The organism is Holophagales bacterium (assembly GCA_016719485.1).
Taxonomy (GTDB): Bacteria; Acidobacteriota; Thermoanaerobaculia; order UBA5066; family UBA5066; genus UBA5066.
The window spans coordinates 430,852-445,785 of the sequence record JADJZB010000004.1 but is presented as its reverse complement, the minus strand read 5'-3'; the positions used below and the strand labels follow the sequence as shown (position 1 = coordinate 445,785).

14 protein-coding genes are annotated in these 14,934 nt (G+C 69.5%); 11 read left to right on the top strand and 3 right to left on the bottom strand.

Annotated elements, in window-relative coordinates; translation table 11 throughout:
- Positions 1 to 93: 93 nt before the first annotated feature.
- From IPN03_04845 to IPN03_04820, 6 genes are read left to right on the top strand one after another with little or no spacing between them, the layout of a single operon-like run.
- Positions 94 to 1,236: a hydrogenase small subunit gene (locus IPN03_04845; protein ID MBK9373056.1), complete on the top strand. Its 1,143-nt coding sequence runs from the start codon at positions 94 to 96 to the stop codon at positions 1,234 to 1,236.
- 2 nt (positions 1,237 to 1,238) lie between these two features.
- Positions 1,239 to 2,174 (top strand): hydrogenase 2 operon protein HybA, encoded by a 936-nt coding sequence (hybA, locus tag IPN03_04840; GenBank protein ID MBK9373055.1) that lies wholly within the window; start codon positions 1,239 to 1,241, stop codon positions 2,172 to 2,174.
- Between the two features lie 60 nt (positions 2,175 to 2,234).
- Positions 2,235 to 3,377 (top strand): Ni/Fe-hydrogenase cytochrome b subunit, encoded by a 1,143-nt coding sequence (gene hybB / locus IPN03_04835; protein MBK9373054.1) that lies wholly within the window; start codon positions 2,235 to 2,237, stop codon positions 3,375 to 3,377.
- Between the two features lie 9 nt (positions 3,378 to 3,386).
- Positions 3,387 to 5,087 carry a nickel-dependent hydrogenase large subunit gene (locus IPN03_04830; GenBank protein MBK9373053.1) on the top strand — a complete coding sequence of 567 codons (1,701 nt, stop codon included), beginning with the start codon at positions 3,387 to 3,389 and terminating at the stop codon, positions 5,085 to 5,087.
- Positions 5,088 to 5,100: 13 nt separating this feature from the next.
- On the top strand, positions 5,101 to 5,661 hold the full coding sequence (locus tag IPN03_04825) for a hydrogenase maturation protease (protein MBK9373052.1): 561 nt from the start codon (positions 5,101 to 5,103) through the stop codon (positions 5,659 to 5,661).
- Entirely contained in the window at positions 5,658 to 6,044 is a 387-nt protein-coding gene (locus tag IPN03_04820) for a hypothetical protein (GenBank protein MBK9373051.1), read from the top strand. The genes IPN03_04825 and IPN03_04820 overlap by 4 nt, the downstream gene beginning before the upstream one ends.
- A gap of 23 nt (positions 6,045 to 6,067) precedes the next feature.
- Here the strand turns inward: IPN03_04820 and IPN03_04815 are convergent, their stop codons facing one another.
- Both IPN03_04815 and IPN03_04810 read right to left on the bottom strand, forming a co-directional pair.
- Complete coding sequence (locus IPN03_04815; GenBank protein MBK9373050.1) at positions 6,068 to 7,624, bottom strand: NAD(P)-dependent oxidoreductase; 1,557 nt, start codon at positions 7,622 to 7,624, stop codon at positions 6,068 to 6,070.
- A gap of 6 nt (positions 7,625 to 7,630) precedes the next feature.
- On the bottom strand, positions 7,631 to 8,038 hold the full coding sequence (locus IPN03_04810) for a Rieske 2Fe-2S domain-containing protein (protein ID MBK9373049.1): 408 nt from the start codon (positions 8,036 to 8,038) through the stop codon (positions 7,631 to 7,633).
- A gap of 140 nt (positions 8,039 to 8,178) precedes the next feature.
- Between IPN03_04810 and IPN03_04805 the strand changes: the two genes are divergently transcribed.
- The gene (locus IPN03_04805; protein MBK9373048.1) at positions 8,179 to 9,036 is read left to right on the top strand and encodes a hypothetical protein; all 858 of its coding nucleotides are present in this window, start codon (positions 8,179 to 8,181) and stop codon (positions 9,034 to 9,036) included.
- A 170-nt stretch (positions 9,037 to 9,206) separates the two neighbouring features.
- Complete coding sequence (locus IPN03_04800; GenBank protein ID MBK9373047.1) at positions 9,207 to 11,156, top strand: protein kinase; 1,950 nt, start codon at positions 9,207 to 9,209, stop codon at positions 11,154 to 11,156.
- A 199-nt stretch (positions 11,157 to 11,355) separates the two neighbouring features.
- On the opposite strand, the gene IPN03_04795 is transcribed toward IPN03_04800, so the two are convergent.
- Entirely contained in the window at positions 11,356 to 11,619 is a 264-nt protein-coding gene (locus IPN03_04795) for a hypothetical protein (GenBank protein MBK9373046.1), read from the bottom strand.
- Positions 11,620 to 11,853: 234 nt separating this feature from the next.
- Between IPN03_04795 and IPN03_04790 the strand changes: the two genes are divergently transcribed.
- From IPN03_04790 to IPN03_04780, 3 genes are read left to right on the top strand one after another with little or no spacing between them, the layout of a single operon-like run.
- The gene (locus IPN03_04790; protein ID MBK9373045.1) at positions 11,854 to 12,483 is read left to right on the top strand and encodes a hypothetical protein; all 630 of its coding nucleotides are present in this window, start codon (positions 11,854 to 11,856) and stop codon (positions 12,481 to 12,483) included.
- Positions 12,483 to 13,589 (top strand): alanine dehydrogenase, encoded by a 1,107-nt coding sequence (locus tag IPN03_04785; GenBank protein MBK9373044.1) that lies wholly within the window; start codon positions 12,483 to 12,485, stop codon positions 13,587 to 13,589. The genes IPN03_04790 and IPN03_04785 overlap by 1 nt, the downstream gene beginning before the upstream one ends.
- A gap of 23 nt (positions 13,590 to 13,612) precedes the next feature.
- Positions 13,613 to 14,917, top strand: coding sequence for an acetyl-CoA hydrolase/transferase family protein (locus tag IPN03_04780; protein ID MBK9373043.1), 1,305 nt, complete (start codon positions 13,613 to 13,615; stop codon positions 14,915 to 14,917).
- Positions 14,918 to 14,934: the final 17 nt, after the last annotated feature.

Genomic DNA, 14,934 nt, shown 5'->3' with positions numbered 1-14,934 from the left:
CAACCCACAAAGGGACGGTATCGGGGGGGCTCGTCGCGTTAACGCGCAGATGCGCCGCAGGGCTTGCCGTATTCGCGCAGAAGGGGGTCGGAGATGACAGCCGTTACGCACCATCGTGATCCGCTGCCCTGGGAGCTGGAGGGAATCGACCGCCGGGACTTCGTCAAGGTCGTGACGGCCGCCGCCGTGGCCGTCGGCATTCCCTTCACGGCCGCCGAGCAGATGGCGGAAGCGGCCGTCGCGAAGAAGCTGAAGCCGTCGGTCATCTGGCTCCACTTCCAGGAGTGCACGGGGTGCACGGAGTCTCTCCTGCGCACGTCGCATCCGGCGCTGTCCACCCTGATCCTGGACCTCGTCTCCCTCGACTACCACGAGACGCTCCTGGCCGGCGCGGGGCACCAGGCCGAGAAGTGCCTCGAGGACGCCATGAAGGCGCACGAGGGGAAGTACGTCCTCGTCATCGAGGGGGCGATCCCGCTGAAGGACGACGGCATCTATTGCAAGATCGGCGGGAGGACGGCCCTGGAGCTCGCGAACACCGTCGCTGCGAAGGCAGGGGCGATCATCGCGATCGGCTCGTGCGCGTCGTGGGGCGGAATTCCGTCCGCCGACCCGAACCCGACCGGAGCGACGGGCGCTCCCGAGGTGCTGAAGGGAAAGACGGTCGTCACGATCCCGGGCTGCCCGGCGAACCCGTACAACCTCCTCGGCGTCGTCCTCCAGTTCGCGACCTTCGGAACGCTCCCGGCGCTCGACGACCAGGGCCGCCCGAAGTTCGCCTACGGCCGGACGATCCACGAGCACTGCCCGCGCCGCGCCCACTTCGACGCCGGCCGCTTCGTGGAAGTCTTCGGCGACGCGGGACACCGCGAGGGGTGGTGCCTCTACAAGACGGGCTGCAAGGGTCCGGCGACGCACGCGAACTGCTCCGTCCAGCACTTCGGTGAGGTCGTCGACGCGTGGCCGATCGGCCTCGGACATCCCTGCTTCGGCTGCACCGAGAAGTCGCTCGCGTTCCGCGCGCCGCTCCATTCGACGGTCGACATCGAGCGGCCGACACCGCCCGACACCTATCCCCCGATCGCGGCGCGGCAGGGGGGCATCAGCCCGGTCGCCACGGGCGTCGCCGGGGCACTCGTCGGGGCGGGAGTGGCCGCCGGGTTCATGGCGAGCAGAAAGATGGGCGCCGAGCCGCCTGCCAGCGGCGGGCCCGGGGATCCGGAAGGGGAAGGCTGACCATGTCCGCCGTCGACCGCCGAACCGTCCTGAAGGGCGTGGCGGCAACGGGCGCCGTCGCGGCCACCGGGATCTCCCTCCCCGCTCACGGCCGGGTGGCGAAGGTCGCGCCCCCCGACGCCGTCGGGCTCCTCTACGACACGACCCTCTGCATCGGCTGCAAGACCTGCGTCGTCGCCTGCCGCGAGGCGAACGACAAGAAGCCCGACACGCGGCTCTCCGGCGGCCTCTGGGACATGCCGTCCGACCTCAACGGGCAGACGAAGAACGTCATCAAGCTCTACAAGGACCCCGATTCCCCCGAGCGCTCCTACTTCAAGGCCCAGTGCCTGCACTGCGTCGACCCGGCCTGCGTCGGGGCCTGCATGATCGGGGCCCTCCAGAAGCGCGAGTTCGGGATCGTCACCTACGACTCGTTCTTCTGCTCGGGATGCCGCTACTGCCAGATGGTCTGCCCCTTCGAGATCCCGAAGTTCGAGTGGGAGAAGCTCGCCCCGAAGATCGTCAAGTGCGAGCTCTGCAATCACCGGCTCAGGGAAGGAAGGCAGCCAGGCTGTACGGAGGTCTGCCCCCGGCACGCCGTCGTGTACGGGAAGCGCACCGACCTGCTCGCCGAGGCGAAGAGGCGGATCGCGGAGAGCCCGAAGAAGTACAAGGGGCAGAAGAAGGGCGACCCGCCCAAGGTCTACGGCGAGACGGAGGGGGGCGGGACGCAGTGCCTCTACCTCTCGCACGTCCCGTTCGAGAAGCTCGGGCTTCCCGACCTCTCGGCCGACCCCGTGCCGCACGTCGCGCAGACGGTCCAGCACGGCATCTACCAGGGCTTCGTCGCGCCGGTCGCTCTCTACGCCGTCCTCGGCGCCGTCGTCTTCCGGAACCGGAAGAAGCAGGCGGCCACATCCGGCGAGCCGGGCAACCCGACGGGAGGCGCGGAATGAGCCGCCACGCCCACCTCCACGCGCCGGTCGGAGGCCCGCTGTGGACCCGGCCGTTCCGGGATCCTCGTCGGCGTCTTCGCGTTCTGCGCCCTCTTCTTCGCCTACCGCTTCGCGGCGGGCCTCGGCGCCTCCACCGCCCTCAACGACGGCTATCCGTGGGGGATCTGGATCGCCTTCGACGTCGTGGTGGGAACGGCCCTCGGCTGCGGCGGCTACGCGGTGGCGCTCCTCGTCTACATCCTCAACAAGGGGACGTACCACCCGCTCGTCCGCCCGGCGCTCCTGACGAGCGCGCTCGGGTACACGATGGCGTCCATCGCGATCCACTTCGACGTCGGGCGCCCGTGGCTCCTCTACCGGATCCCGCTCTTCCCCGCGCACTGGAACTTCGACTCGGCGCTCTTCGAGGTCGCGCTCTGCGTCATGACGTACGTCGCGGTCCTCTGGCTGGAGCTCTCGCCGGCGTTCATGGAGAAGTGGAGCCAGGGACCGGCCGGGTTCCTGAAGCGGACCTCGGAGAAGGCGGCCCCGATCGTCGACAAGGCCATGCCGTGGCTGATCGCCCTCGGCCTCCTCCTGCCGACGATGCACCAGTCGTCCCTCGGGACCGTCATGCTCCTGACGGGGCAGAAGCTGCACCCGCTCTGGAACACCCCGCTCCTGCCGCTCCTCTTCCTCGTCTCCTGCCTCGGCATGGGCTACGCCGTCGTCGTCTTCGAGTCGGCGCTGTCCGCCGGAGTCCTCGGACGGCGAAGGGAGACGCCGATGCTGGCGAGCCTGGCCGGGGTCATGGTCCCGGTCCTCGCGATCTTCACCCTCGTCCGGTTCGTCGACCTCGGCCTGAGGGGCCGGCTCGGACTCCTCGGAACCTTCGACCTCTACACCGGGATGTTCCTCCTCGAGACGGTCCTCTTCCTCGCGCCGGCCTTCATGCTCCTCTCGCAGAAGGCGCGGAGCGACGCGGGGAACCTCTTCCGGGCCGCGATGGTCATGATCCTGGCCGGCTCGGTCTACCGGCTCGACGCCTACATCGTCGCCTTCCGGCCGGGCTCGCGCTTCGCCTACTTCCCGAGCTTCGCGGAGCTGATGGTCACCCTCGGGGTCGTGGCGCTCGAGGTCATCCTGTACGTCGTCATCGTCAAGTACTTCCCGATCCTGTCGGCGCCGGGTGCGGAAGCGCCCGCGCGGACGGCGCGCGCGTAGGGGGCACGAATGTCGAAGCGAATCGTCGTCGATCCCGTCACCCGCATCGAGGGCCACCTCCGCGTCGACGTCGAGGTGGACGGCGGCCGCGTGAAGAACGCCTGGTCCTCGGGGCAGATGTTCCGCGGGATCGAGGAGATCCTCAAGGGCCGCGACCCGCGCGACGCGTGGCTCTTCACGCAGCGGTTCTGCGGCGTCTGCACGACGGTCCACGCGATCGCGTCGGTGAGGACGGTCGAGAACGCGCTGAACCTCGACGTGCCGATGAACGCGCAGTACATCCGGAACCTGATCGTGGGCGCGCACGCGATGCACGACCACATCGTCCACTTCTACCACCTCTCCGCGCTCGACTGGGTCGACGTCGTCTCGGCGCTCAAGGCCGACCCGGCGAAGACGTCGGCGCTCGCCGAGAGCCTTTCGCCCTGGCCGCACAACGGGACGGCGGTCCTGAAGTCGGTCCAGGACCGGCTGAAGGGCTTCGTCGAGGCGGGGCAGCTCGGGATCTTCGCGAACGGCTACTGGGGCCACCCGGCGATGAAGCTGCCGCCCGAGGTGAACCTCCTCGCCGTGTCGCACTACCTCCAGGCGTTGGAGTACCAGAGGAAGATCAACAGGGTCGTCACGCTCCTCGGCTCGAAGACCCCGAACATCCAGAACCTCGCGGTCGGCGGCGTGGCGAACGCCATCAACCTCGACAACGAGGCGACGCTCAACATGAGCAAGCTCTACTTCGTCAAGGAAGCCCTCGACGAGGTGCAGCAGTTCGTGGAGCAGGTCTACTTCCCCGACGTCTGCGCCGTCGGAGCGCTCTACGCCGACTGGCTGCCGTACGGCGCGGGCGTGAAGAACTACCTCGCCGTCCCCGACTTCCCGCTCGACGAGAAGGGAACGCAGTTCGACCTCCCGGGCGGGACGATCCTGAACGGCGACCTCGGGACCGTGAAGGAGATCAAGAGCTTCCGGGACGACACCTTCAAGGAGGGGGTCACCGAGTCGATCGCCCGCGCCTGGTACGACGGCGACTGGGAGAAGCACCCGTTCGACGAGGACACCGTCCCGAAGTACGGCAAGTGGGAGGACGACGGGAAGTACTCGTGGGTGAAGGCGCCGCGGTTCCAGGGCAAGCCGATGCAGGTCGGCCCGCTCGCGCAGGTCCTCGTCGGGCTCGCCCTCAAGCACGAGCCGACGGTGCGGTGGGGCACGAAGGCCCTCGAGACGATCGGGGCCGTCGCGAAGACGAAGGTCGGGCCGGAAATCCTCCACTCGACGCTCGGCCGGCATGCCGCCCGGATGATCCGCACCTGCATGATCGCCGAGATCACCCAGAAACACTGGAAGCTCCTCGTCGAGAACATCGGGAAGGGGGACACGGAGATCTTCCGCAAGCCCGAGTTCCCGAGCGGAGAGCAGCGGGGCTACGGGTTCCACGAGGCGCCTCGGGGCACCCTGTCGCACTGGATCGTCATCAAGGACGGAAAGATCGCGAACTACCAGGCCGTCGTCCCGTCCACCTGGAACGCCGGCCCGCGCGACGCGAAGGGGCAGGTGGGCCCGTACGAGGCGTCGCTCATCGGGAACCCGATCGCCGATGCCGAGCGGCCGCTCGAGGTCCTGCGGACGATCCACTCCTTCGACCCGTGCCTCGCCTGCGCGATCCACACCCTCGACGTCGAGGGCAAGGAGATCGCCCGCGTGAGGCTCGCGTAGCGCCGCGCCGGGCATGGGAGGAAGCGGCAGGGAAGAGGAAGCCCGGATCCGGGTCCTCGGCCTCGGAAACGTCCTGATGGGGGACGACGCGGCGGGGCCCTGGGTCGTGGAGCACCTCCGCGCGGCGTACGACGTCGGCGAGGGAGCGTCCCTGACCGACGTCGGGACGCCGGGCCTCGACCTCGTCCCCCACATCGGCGGCGCACGCGTCGTCGTCCTCGTCGACACGGTGAAGTCCACGGGGTCCCCTGGAGAGCTCCGCCTCTACCGGAAGGACGAGATCCTGAAGCACCCGCCGGGCCCCAGGACGAGCCCTCACGATCCGGGCGTGAAGGAGACCCTCCTTTACCTCGACATGGCCGGGAGCGGACCCGAGGAGGTCCTCCTCGTCGGAATCGTGCCAGGGCGCGTCGAGAAGGGGCTGGGGCTCACGCCCGCGGTCGCGGCGGCGATACCCGCGGCAGCCGAAGCCGTCGTCGACGAGTTGCGGCGCGTCGGGATTCCGGTCCGGAAGCGCGAAGCCGCCGTCCCGGCCCGTCCCTGGTGGGCGGGGGAGGACGAGGCGGCGACGTGAGCGCGGCGCACCCGGCCTCCCGCCAACTCTCCGTCTGGGTCGTCCTCGTGGCGCTCCACAGCTACGCGGTCGGGGCATCTCTGCTCTTTGCGACGGAGTGGGGCGCCCGCTTCGGCGGATTCGGTGAGGTGTCGCCGCTCTTCTTTGCGAGGCAGGCGGGGATCTTCCACTTCGTCCTCGCGACGGCCTACCTCGTGGACTGGTTCGCGCACGGGAGCGTCGTCATCCTGCTCACGGCGAAGGCGATGGCGGTCCTCTTCCTCCTCGCGACGTGGGCACTGGGCGTGAACGCGTGGTCGGTCCCGCTCTCGGCTGCCGGGGACGCGGCGATGGGCGCGGCGACGATCCTCCTGGCCCGGCGGGTGTCGGCGAGCCCGCCCTGACGGGCGAGACCCGGCGGGGGCGATCAGCCCTCCCGGGCGTCGGGCCGCGCCGGGCCGGACCGGGCCTGGCGCGACCGGGCCGCGATCAGCTCGTCGAAGACCTCCTGGATCTCGTCGCACCCGAGACGGAGGGGGCCGGTGACGTACTCGAGGAGCTCCTGGCGCATCCCTTTCGCCTCCGGGTCGCGCCGCACGACTCGGTGGACGACGAGGTTCAGGACGAGGAGCGCGCCGCAGAGCTCGTCCGCCGCGAAGCCCTGTTCGAAGCGCCGCGTGGCGAGCTGCCGGCAGTACGAGAGGAGAACGCCCTTGTCGCGCGTCCTCACCGCGTTCTTGAGGTGGCCGAAGACCACGCGGTGATTCCAGTCGTGCTCCGCCTCGGTGATCCGCTGGTAGTTCGCGAAGCGGATGGGACCGTGCGGTCCGACGAGGTGGCCGTGGTACGCCGAGATGACGTCGTCCTCGTACCTCTCGAGGAGGCGGTGGAGGCGCAGGTTCGTTGGGAAGTGGACTTCCTTCATGGCGGCCCGGTTCCTCTGGTTCCACTCGAGGGGGTCCATCCTGAGGTTCTCGATCAGGAACGGGAGCCTCCGGATCAGCTCCAGGCGGGGGCGCGGGGCCCAGCCGAGACGCGCCCGGCTGCGGCTCGCGTCGATCGTCATCCTCAGGTCGATGTACTTCGCCATCCAGGGCCGTTCGAACGGCATCTCGCCCGTGAGCCGGCCGAAGAGAGCGCGCGCCCACATCCCGGGCCCGCAGAGGGGGCGAGGCATCAGGATCGGGTGGCGCGCATCCCCTTCGAAGTCCCGGGTCGCCTCCGCGAAGAGCTCGCGGTGGCTCGTGGAACCGTCGGGGCTCGCGATCAGGACCTCGCCCGGCGCGAGGTCGCCCGGGCCCTTCTCGAGGACGAGCCGCAGCGCTGCGGCGACGTCCTTGACGTGAAGGTAGGGGATCGCCGACTCGCCCCGGCCACCGAGGATGCTCCGGTTCCACGCGGGGGAGAGCCAGGTCGAGAGGAACATGAAGAGCGGCGGGTACTCGCACCAGTCCGAGAAGAGGGCCGCGAAGCGGACGATCGTCGACGGGAAGGAGGCCGCGTACTCCTTCACCATGGCCTCGCCGGTCGCCTTGGTGCGCGCGTAGACGTGGTCGCCGTCGGGTGGGCTGGCCTCGTCGAGCGCCGAGCCGGGGGCTGGAAGCCGGCAGGCGGCGACGGAGCTCGAGAAGATGAACCGGCTCACCCCGAGGTCGCGGGAGAAGTCGAGAGTGTTCCTCAGGCCTTCGACGTTCGTTCGCTGGTACTCGGGATGCTCCTCGCCGGTGAAATCGTAGTGAGCGGCGAGGTGGACGACGGTCTCGGCACCGCCGAGGAGGCGGATCATCTTGAAGACCTCGCCGAGGGGCTCGCGCTCGCCGATGTCCACCTGGAACCAGGTGATGTTCGGGTGGATGGGGGCGCCGCACCGGAGCTGGGACCGTCGAGCGATCCCGAAGATCCGGTAGTCCTCCGCGAGCGATTCGAGGAGGTGCCGGCCGACGAAGCCCGACGCCCCGGTCACGACGAGCGCGGGAAGGGACATCGGCGGCTAGGGTCCGACGAGCAGGAGCGGGCCTTCGATCCGGGCGGCGAGGACCTTGAGCGGGGCGGGTGGAGGTCCCTCCTTCGGCCTGCCGTACGCGTCGAACTTGCCTTCGTGGCAGGGGCAGAGGTAGGCCGTCTGGTCGTCGGACCAGAAGACCTCGCACCCCTGGTGCGTGCAGAGGAGAGAGCGCGCGGTGACCCCGGAAGAGGACCGGAGGATCTCGACGGGCTGACCGGAGACGCTCACGGTCACACGGACACCCGTGGGAAACCGCTCGAGCGGCAGCTCGAACGGCTTCGGAACGGGAGGCTCGGGCGTGGACCGCGCACAGGACGAGACGGCCGTGGCGCACGCCGCCAGGAAGGTGCGACGGTCTATCGGGTTGGCGGGGACTCCGGGCGCCTCGGGCATGCTCGACTCCTCGGGTCGGAATGAAGAAGTGTAGCGCCCGATGCGGGACGAGGGAACGGACGAACGCTGTGGACACGGGGCGAAGCGGAGCGCGTAAGCTCACGCGGACCGGTGGCGGGAAGACCGACAGGAGGACGACGATGGCCCAGCCGATCGCGGTTTTCGATGCCCACGGAAAGCACGCCCAGCGCGCGGTCTTCACGGCCGACGGCGAGACCCTCGTATCGTGCGGCCAGGACGCTCGCATCCGGCTCTGGAAGGTTCCCTCGTTCTCGCCCGACGGCGCGTTCGAGGGGCACGAAGCCAGCGTGAACACGCTGTCGTTCTCGGCAGACGGCGGACTTCTGGCGAGCGGCTCTTCTGACGGTACCGTCCGGATCTGGTCGTTTCCGGGCGGGCGGGAGCTGGACGTCCTCGACGGACAGGTGGCCGCGGCGGTGTCGCCGACGGGCGGCTTCGCAACGATCTCGACGAAGGCGCGGGCGGTCCTCTGGGACGGCAACTACGACGAGGTGGCGACGCTCCCGCTCCTCGACCGGCGCCTCTTCTCTTTGGCCTTCACGGCGGACGGCGGCTCGCTCCTCGTGGCGGGGACGGAATCGGTCCACCGCGTGGACGTGAAGGGGCGGGCGAAGTCGGGGGCGTATCCCGGGCACCAGACCGCGGTGGCGTCGATGGCGCTCTCGGCGGACGGCGCGCTCCTGGCGACGACCGGTGCCGAGGGGACCCTCCGTCTCCGACGCGTCTCCGGCGGGGAGGAGCTCTTTGCCGTCCGCCTCGGGCGGCCGGGCGCGCTGCAGGCGGCACTCTCGCCGGACGGGACGCGGATCGCGGTGTCGATCGACTTCGCGATCCAGATCCGCTCCGCGGTCGACGGTACCCTCCTCTCGACGATCGACGTGCCGATCAAGGGGGTCTACGGCCTCGGCTGGTCGCCCGATGGACGGCTACTCGCGAACGCGGGATCCGACGGACGGGTGAGGGTCTGGGCGCTCTGAGCCGGCCGGCGGTCCGGGCCCCGGTCCCGGCGCGAGCGCGCAGGACAGGTGAAGCGGGACCGCCGAGCCGCTAGACTTCCCGAGTCCCCGGAGGTGTCGACGATGCCGTTCCTGGCGCTCCGATCGAGTGGAGAGGTCTCCGCCCTTCCCGGGGCGGTGGCCGTGGCGGCTTGAACCGAGCTTCGTCCGACGGGCCGCGGCGGCGCGCCGCGAGGTCTCTGCGCGCAGCGCGCCTGCTCGTCGGGCGGGCCGCGCTGGAGATCGCCGCGTCGCCGGGGGCCTGGGTTCAGGTCGTGGATCGCGTGCGGGCCGAGCTCGGCCGAGAGCCGCTCGGGACGGACGTGGTCGGGCCGCGCGGGTTCTCTCTCCTGTGGGCGGAAGAGGAAGGGCGTCCAGCGCTCCTTCCCCTGGAGCGCCTCGAGCCCCTCGGCAAGGGAGGGATGAACTCGGTCTCCCGCTCGGCGGATCTTCTCGCCGGGCGGGCGCTCGTCGTCAGGCGGCTCATCCCGGCCGAGTCGGCCGTGGAGGAGGAGATGCGGCGCCGCCGCAACGAGCTCGTGAGGGAGCGCCTCTCCGTCCTCCACCGCCACCCGGTGCTGCAACGTTTCTGGGGAAGCGGGTCCGTCGACGGCGAGCCGTGCGAGCTTTTCGACTTCGCTCCCGGAACGACGCTGGCACGGTACGTCAAGGAGAAGGGCCTGACCTACGGCGCGCTCCTCGACCTCGCCTGGCATGGCGCGCGGGGCCTCCTTCACCTCGCGCGGCACGGCCTCGTCCACGGAGACGTGAAGCCGGAGAACTTCTGCGTAGACGAGAGGCGGACGGGGGGCGACGCGCGGCTGCGCGTCGGCCTCATCGATTTCGACATCGTCTCCACCGTCGAAGAGCAGCTGTACCAGTACCGCCTCTCGAACACGCTCGACGGCACTCTCCCGTACATGCCCCCCGAGAACTTCGTTCAGACGGTGCCCGAGGACCAGGAGGACTGCCGCCGGATGGTCCTGACGAAGGACGTCTACGCCCTCGGCATCACCCTCGTCCGCATCGTGAACGGCCGCTTCCCCGAGGGCTTCTACACGAGCATGACGTCGCTCGTCCTGAAGAAGGAGCGACTCGAGGAGATGCCCGTGGCCCTCCCGGCGGCACTGCCGGAAGCCCTGCGGAGGCTCGTTCTCTCGATGTGCGCCACCAACTGGCGGGAGCGTCCTGGGCTCCCGGTCGTCGTCCGGGCTCTCGAGTCGCTGCGGGGCGCCGCGACGCCGGGGGATCGCGCCCGGCTCGTCGCCTCTCCGCGCGTGGAGCCCGTGGTGGAAGCGCCCGCCCGGGTGCCGGAGGAGTTCGTCGGACCTTACCGGCTCGTCGACGCCGCCTTCGCGGCCCGGACCCCGGGGGACGGCCAGGCGCGGCCTCTCGCGGAGCTGCACGACCCGTTCGGCCGCCGCCTCGTCGGCGTCCCGTTCGAGTTCCGTTCGGCGACCGAGGAGGCCGCGTTCTACGAGCAGAGGCGGGCCCTCCTCGGAGATCTCAACGGGGTGCGTCTCCGTCACCCCGAGCTCTTCCCGGGGAGCTTCCGGGACCTCGTGCGGCAGGGGATCGGCGACGATCTCTTCCTCGTCTGGATCGTCCGGCCGCTTCTCGAAGGGGCGATCGACCTCGACCGCTACCTGTCGACGGAGCGGCCGGATGCCTCCCTCCCCGAGCGCGTCGCGATCCTGCGTCGCGTGGCCGAGGGCCTCGCGGCCCTCGAGGAGGCCGGCTACACGCTGGCCACGGTGTCGCCGCAGCTCGTCTTCTTCGTCCCTCCGCCGCCCGAGGGCGCCGACGAGCCGTCACCCACGCAGGCGGGGCTGACGCGCCCGGTCGCGGCCCTCTTCGACATCCCGGCCGTCTCCACGGGGCGGCGATTCCGTCAGGAGCTGATGGGAACCGCCTCGGCCGTCAAAGCCACGTCGGACGCGACCGGTCGCGTCGTGGCGGGATTCTTCGACGTCGCGGCCCGGATGAAAGTCCTCGCGATGCTCGGAGGGGCCGAGAGGGACGCCTTCGTCCAGGTCAGCGATGCCCAGGGCTGGGCGGAACGGGTCGACCTTCTCCGCTGGATCGAGACCCGCCTTCGCTGACGGGGGGCGCGGAGGACACCGCACCCCGCTCGCGATCGCTATGCCCCGGCGTCCCGGCCCTCTCGCAGGAGAAAAGAGGATGGGGAAATGGAGGTGTGGACCTGTGTGGAAGGCGGAATGGTGCGGAAAGGAGGTGGGAAGAAGGGGATGGGACTCCTCCGCCAGGTCCGGGAGCCGGGGCAGCGATCGATGAGGATGCTCAAGGGTGCCTCCCGGCGTTCCCCGCGGGCGGCACGGGGCCGCGGAGACTCGCCTTCTGGAGGCGGGGATCGAGAGAGTCGGCGAATCGCTCGAGGGTGAGCGGGTCGAGTGCCACGAGCGTCGCGATCTCGGCGCGTGTGAGCTCGCAGCCCCTCTCTGCGAGGTCTCGGACGACGCGCTCGGCATCCGCGTGGAAAGCACGCCGGAAATCCTCGTCCGTGACGAGCCTTCCGACGATCTTTTCCACGTTCGCCTGGGACATCTGCGTCTGACCTCGAACGAAGGCGTTACAAGAGTCGTGCCAGACGGGGTCACGGGTGCGGTCCGGGCCCGAACCGGCTCCGTTGTCGCTTTACGACCCGGACCCCCGGAATGCGACCGCGCGGGGAGGTGCGGCGAAGCCTTCACTCTGTAGAATTCGCCGCATCGCGATCCGGTGGGCGGCCGTGCCGGCGCACCGTCCGAGCCGCCCCCGCGCGAAGGAGGATTCGTGACCGTGAAGGCGACCCGCACTCTCGTCGTACTGGGGGCCTGCGCCCTCGTCCTGTCCGTAGGCTGCCGGAAGAAGGAGGCGCCCGAGGCCGAGGGGAAGGAGCTCTCGAAGAACCCCATCGCCGCATTCGGCCAGATCCAGGACGCCGTCAAGAGAGCCGAGCAGGCGGCGAAGGAATCGGCGGAGATGAAGGCGGTCGAGCCGATCCACTTCTCCAGGCTCATCGAGCTCCTGCCGAAAGCCCCGTCGGACTTTGCGGCCGACGGCGAGCCGCGCGGCGAGACGACGAACGCCATGGGCTTCAAGGTGTCGACGGCCGAGCAGAGCTACTCTGCCGAGGGCCGGAGCCTGCGGGTGAAGATCACCGACGGGGCCTTCAACGCGCCGCTCTACACCGTCATCACGATGGCCGCGCAGTTCGCCCGCGAGTCGACCGAAGGGTACGAGAAGGGTGTCACGCTCGACGGCAACCCCGGAGTCGAGAAGTGGAGGAAGGACGGCGGTGACGCCGAGCTGAACGTCGTCGTCGGAAAGCGCTTCTTCGTCGAGATCGAAGGTTCGGCCATCACTCCCGAGCTCGTCCGCGAGGTGTGGAGCTCGGTCGACCGGGCGAAGCTGGCCGGTCTGAAGTGATGGAGCGCACGATGAACATCGGCATTCCGAAGGAGTGCCGCCCCGACGAGTTCCGGGTGGGGATCTCGCCCGTCGGGGTGCGGATGCTCCGGGGGGCCGGGCACCCCTGCTTCGTCGAGGCGGGCGCCGGCAACGGCGCAGGGTTCACCGACGAGCAGTACCGCCAGGCGGGAGCGACGATCGTCCACACCGCCGAGGAAGCGTGGCGCCGGGCGGACCTCGTCCTGAAGGTGAGCCGCCCCACGATGCGGGAGCTCGAATGGCTCCAGCCCGGCAAGGCGCTGATGGGGTACCTCTACCTCTCGGCGGCGCACCCCGGGAAGGTCGACGTCCTCCTCGAGAAACGCGTCTCCGCGATCGCCTACGAGCAGATCCAGCTCGCCGACGGCACCCTCCCCGTCCTCAAGCCTCTCAGCCAGATCGGCGGCCGGATGGCCGCGCAGGTCGCCGCCCGCCTGCTCCAGAACGACGCCGGGGGGCACGGCCGCCTGATCGGAGGCGTCGCAGGTGTCCCGCCGACGGAGGTCGTGGTCGTTGGCGCCGGTGTGGCCGGCGAAGCCGCGGCGCGGGCATTCCTGGGAATGGGAGCGCACGTCACCGTCCTCGACAGCGACCTTGCGCGCCTCCAGAGGATCGACGAGCTGCTTTTCGGCAAGCTCAACACCGTCGTCGCACACCCGTTCCACGTCGCGCGGGCTGCGGAGTACGCCGACGTCGTCGTCGGTGCGGTCATGGTCCCGGGCGAGCGGGCGCCCGTCATCCTGACGCGGGCGATGCTTCGGAAGATGAAGCCGGGCGCCCTCTTCCTCGACCTCTCCATCGACCAGGGGGGCTGCGCCGAGACCTCCCGGCCGACGACCCACGAGTCGCCGACCTACGTCGAGAGCGGCGTCGTCCACTGCTGCATCCCGAATCTCGGCGGCGTCGTCGCCCGGACCTCGACGCACGCCTTCCTCAACGCGGCGGCGCCCTGGATCGAGAGGGTCGTCGTGCAGGGCCTGGAGGAGGCTGCCGCGGCAGACCCGGCCCTCGCTCACGGGGTCGTGACCCACGCGGGCGAGCTCCGGAACTTCAGGCGGGTTTCCTACACCCGTCCGGTCATCTGAAGACAGGAAGCGAACGAACCACGATGAGCTGGCTCCACACGTACCACAACCGAATCGTCAGCGCCGAAGAGGCCGTCCAGGCCGTCAAGTCGGGCGATCGCGTCTATCTGACGGGGAACTGCTCGGTACCTCAGGTCCTCATGAAGGCCCTGATCGAGCGGGCTCCGCTTCTCACGGACGTCGAGGTGTGCCACATCCTGACGCTCGGGAAGACGCCCTACGCCGACCCGGAGTTCGCCGGGCACATACGGGTCAATACGCTCTTCATCGGCGAGGGTGTCCGCGCCGCCGTCAACGAAGGTCGCGCGGACTTCACGCCCATCCGTCTCTCCGAGGTCCCCGGTCTCTTCACGGAGGGAATCCTCCCGCTCGACGTCGCTTTCATCCACGTCACGCCGCCCGACGAGCACGGCTTCTGCTCCTTCGGCGTCGAGGTCTCGACGAACCGGTCCGCCGCTCAGTCCGCCAAGCTCGTCATCGCGGAGCTGAACCCGCAGATGCCGCGGACGCTCGGCGACGCCTTCATCCACATCAGCCGGATCCACAAGATCGTCCCGGTCGACTACCCGATCTTCACGGCGACGATGGGAACTCCATCGGACCTGTCGATGCAGATCGGCCGGCACGTGGCCGGCCTGATCGAGGACGGCTCGACGATGCAGATGGGGATCGGCGCGATTCCCGACGGCGTCCTCTACTACCTGAAAGACAAGAAGGACCTCGGCATCCACACGGAGATGTTCTCGGACGGGGTCATCGAGCTCTACGAGAAGGGCGTCGTCACGGGAGAGAAGAAGACGATCGACAAGGGGAAGATGGTCGCCGGGTTCCTCATCGGCTCGAAGAAGCTCTACGACTTCGTCGACAACAACCCGGTCGTCGAGATGCGTCCGACCGAGTACGTCAACGACCCGTACATCATTCGGCAGAACGACAAGATGGTGGCGATCAACTCGGCGATCGAGGTCGACCTCACGGGGCAGGTCTGCGCCGACTCGATCGGCCCGCGCCTCTACTCGGGCGTCGGCGGGCAGCTCGACTTCATCCGCGGCGCAGCGCGCTCCCGCGGCGGCAAGCCGATCATCGGTCTGCCTTCGAGCGGCGACGGGAAGGACGGGACGCGTTTCACGCGCATCGTCTCGATGCTCAAGCCGGGCGCCGGCGTCGTGACGCCCCGATACGACGTCCACTACGTCGTCACCGAGTACGGCGTGGCGAACCTCTACGGAAGGACGATCCGCCAGAGGGCGAAGGCCCTCATCGACGTGGCCCACCCCGATTTCCGCGCGGAGCTGGAGCGGAAGGCGATCGAGCTTCGGTACCTCTGAGGCGACGTGGGTCGCCT

Excerpts from the sequence above, each read along its gene's own strand:
- IPN03_04845 (MBK9373056.1), top strand. The coding sequence starts at position 94 with ATGACAGCCGTTACGCACCATCGTGATCCGCTGCCCTGGGAGCTGGAG.
- IPN03_04805 (MBK9373048.1), top strand. The coding sequence starts at position 8,179 with ATGGCCCAGCCGATCGCGGTTTTCGATGCCCACGGAAAGCACGCCCAG.
- IPN03_04815 (MBK9373050.1), bottom strand. The coding sequence starts at position 7,624 with ATGTCCCTTCCCGCGCTCGTCGTGACCGGGGCGTCGGGCTTCGTCGGC.
- IPN03_04830 (MBK9373053.1), top strand. The coding sequence starts at position 3,387 with ATGTCGAAGCGAATCGTCGTCGATCCCGTCACCCGCATCGAGGGCCAC.
- hybA (MBK9373055.1), top strand. The coding sequence starts at position 1,239 with ATGTCCGCCGTCGACCGCCGAACCGTCCTGAAGGGCGTGGCGGCAACG.
- IPN03_04785 (MBK9373044.1), top strand. The coding sequence starts at position 12,483 with ATGGAGCGCACGATGAACATCGGCATTCCGAAGGAGTGCCGCCCCGAC.
- IPN03_04810 (MBK9373049.1), bottom strand. The coding sequence starts at position 8,038 with ATGCCCGAGGCGCCCGGAGTCCCCGCCAACCCGATAGACCGTCGCACC.
- IPN03_04825 (MBK9373052.1), top strand. The coding sequence starts at position 5,101 with ATGGGAGGAAGCGGCAGGGAAGAGGAAGCCCGGATCCGGGTCCTCGGC.
- IPN03_04795 (MBK9373046.1), bottom strand. The coding sequence starts at position 11,619 with ATGTCCCAGGCGAACGTGGAAAAGATCGTCGGAAGGCTCGTCACGGAC.
- IPN03_04780 (MBK9373043.1), top strand. The coding sequence starts at position 13,613 with ATGAGCTGGCTCCACACGTACCACAACCGAATCGTCAGCGCCGAAGAG.